This is a genomic window from Pseudomonas sp. 05N432 (genome assembly GCF_056396945.1).
In genome coordinates this window covers 1-3,066 of the sequence record NZ_JBFTMM010000040.1, presented here as the reverse complement: position 1 = coordinate 3,066, position 3,066 = coordinate 1, and the positions used below count along the sequence as shown (strand labels likewise).

Below are 3,066 nucleotides of genomic sequence, written 5' to 3'. Positions count from 1 at the left end.
ATCGTTCTTTAAAAATTTGGGTATGTGATAGAAAGATAGACTGAACGTTACTTTCACTGGTAACGGATCAGGCTAAGGTAAAATTTGTGAGTAATTGCGAATTTTCGGCGAATGTCGTCTTCACAGTATAACCAGATTGCTTGGGGTTATATGGTCAAGTGAAGAAGCGCATACGGTGGATGCCTTGGCAGTCAGAGGCGATGAAAGACGTGGTAGCCTGCGAAAAGCTTCGGGGAGTCGGCAAACAGACTKTGATCCGGAGATGTCTGAATGGGGGAACCCACCTAACATAAGTTAGGTATCTTAAGCTGAATACATAGGCTTAAGAAGCGAACCAGGGGAACTGAAACATCTAAGTACCCTGAGGAAAAGAAATCAACCGAGATTCCCTTAGTAGTGGCGAGCGAACGGGGACTAGCCCTTAAGTGGCTTTGAGATTAGCGGAACGCTCTGGAAAGTGCGGCCATAGTGGGTGATAGCCCTGTACGCGAAAATCTCTTAGTCATGAAATCGAGTAGGACGGAGCACGAGAAACTTTGTCTGAATATGGGGGGACCATCCTCCAAGGCTAAATACTACTGACTGACCGATAGTGAACTAGTACCGTGAGGGAAAGGCGAAAAGAACCCCGGAGAGGGGAGTGAAATAGATCCTGAAACCGTATGCGTACAAGCAGTGGGAGCMSACTTTGTTSKGTGACTGCGTACCTTTTGTATAATGGGTCAGCGACTTATTTTCAGTGGCGAGCTTAACCGAATAGGGGAGGCGTAGCGAAAGCGAGTCTTAATAGGGCGTCTAGTCGCTGGGAATAGACCCGAAACCGGGCGATCTATCCATGGGCAGGTTGAAGGTTGGGTAACACTAACTGGAGGACCGAACCGACTACCGTTGAAAAGTTAGCGGATGACCTGTGGATCGGAGTGAAAGGCTAATCAAGCTCGGAGATAGCTGGTTCTCCTCGAAAGCTATTTAGGTAGCGCCTCATGTATCACTGTAGGGGGTAGAGCACTGTTTCGGCTAGGGGGTCATCCCGACTTACCAAACCGATGCAAACTCCGAATACCTACAAGTGCCGAGCATGGGAGACACACGGCGGGTGCTAACGTCCGTCGTGAAAAGGGAAACAACCCAGACCGTCAGCTAAGGTCCCAAAGTTATGGTTAAGTGGGAAACGATGTGGGAAGGCTTAGACAGCTAGGAGGTTGGCTTAGAAGCAGCCACCCTTTAAAGAAAGCGTAATAGCTCACTAGTCGAGTCGGCCTGCGCGGAAGATGTAACGGGGCTCAAACCATACACCGAAGCTACGGGTATCACTTAGGTGATGCGGTAGAGGAGCGTTCTGTAAGCCTGTGAAGGTGAGTTGAGAAGCTTGCTGGAGGTATCAGAAGTGCGAATGCTGACATGAGTAACGACAATGGGTGTGAAAAACACCCACGCCGAAAGACCAAGGTTTCCTGCGCAACGTTAATCGACGCAGGGTTAGTCGGTCCCTAAGGCGAGGCTGAAAAGCGTAGTCGATGGAAAACAGGTTAATATTCCTGTACTTCTGGTTATTGCGATGGAGGGACGGAGAAGGCTAGGCCAGCTTGGCGTTGGTTGTCCAAGTTTAAGGTGGTAGGCTGGAATCTTAGGTAAATCCGGGATTCTAAGGCCGAGAGCTGATGACGAGTGTTCTTTTAGAACACGAAGTGGTTGATGCCATGCTTCCAAGAAAAGCTTCTAAGCTTCAGGTAACCAGGAACCGTACCCCAAACCGACACAGGTGGTTGGGTAGAGAATACCAAGGCGCTTGAGAGAACTCGGGTGAAGGAACTAGGCAAAATGGCACCGTAACTTCGGGAGAAGGTGCGCCGGTGAGGGTGAAGGACTTGCTCCGTAAGCCCATGCCGGTCGAAGATACCAGGCCGCTGCGACTGTTTATTAAAAACACAGCACTCTGCAAACACGAAAGTGGACGTATAGGGTGTGACGCCTGCCCGGTGCCGGAAGGTTAATTGATGGGGTTAGCTAACGCGAAGCTCTTGATCGAAGCCCCGGTAAACGGCGGCCGTAACTATAACGGTCCTAAGGTAGCGAAATTCCTTGTCGGGTAAGTTCCGACCTGCACGAATGGCGTAACGATGGCGGCGCTGTCTCCACCCGAGACTCAGTGAAATTGAAATCGCTGTGAAGATGCAGTGTATCCGCGGCTAGACGGAAAGACCCCGTGAACCTTTACTATAGCTTTGCACTGGACTTTGAATTTGCTTGTGTAGGATAGGTGGGAGGCTTTGAAGCGTGGACGCCAGTTCGCGTGGAGCCRTCCTTGAAATACCACCCTGGCAACTTTGAGGTTCTAACTCAGGTCCGTTATCCGGATCGAGGACAGTGTATGGTGGGTAGTTTGACTGGGGCGGTCTCCTCCTAAAGAGTAACGGAGGAGTACGAAGGTGCGCTCAGACCGGTCGGAAATCGGTCGTAGAGTATAAAGGCAAAAGCGCGCTTGACTGCGAGACAGACACGTCGAGCAGGTACGAAAGTAGGTCTTAGTGATCCGGTGGTTCTGTATGGAAGGGCCATCGCTCAACGGATAAAAGGTACTCCGGGGATAACAGGCTGATACCGCCCAAGAGTTCATATCGACGGCGGTGTTTGGCACCTCGATGTCGGCTCATCACATCCTGGGGCTGAAGCCGGTCCCAAGGGTATGGCTGTTCGCCATTTAAAGTGGTACGCGAGCTGGGTTTAGAACGTCGTGAGACAGTTCGGTCCCTATCTGCCGTGGACGTTTGAGATTTGAGAGGGGCTGCTCCTAGTACGAGAGGACCGGAGTGGACGAACCTCTGGTGTTCCGGTTGTCACGCCAGTGGCATTGCCGGGTAGCTATGTTCGGAATAGATAACCGCTGAAAGCATCTAAGCGGGAAACTAGCCTCAAGATGAGATCTCACTGGGACCTTGAGTCCCCTGAAGGGCCGTCGAAGACTACGACGTTGATAGGTTGGGTGTGTAAGCGCTGTGAGGCGTTGAGCTAACCAATACTAATTGCCCGTGAGGCTTGACCATATAACACCCAAGCAATCTGCAT

Annotated in this window: 1 rRNA gene; it reads left to right on the top strand. The window is 51.1% G+C overall.

From position 1 onward, the window contains the following. Nucleotides 1–152: 152 nt before the first annotated feature. Nucleotides 153–3,044, top strand: a 23S ribosomal RNA gene (locus AC1DHT_RS29070). The last annotated feature ends 22 nt before the right edge of the window (nt 3,045–3,066 follow it).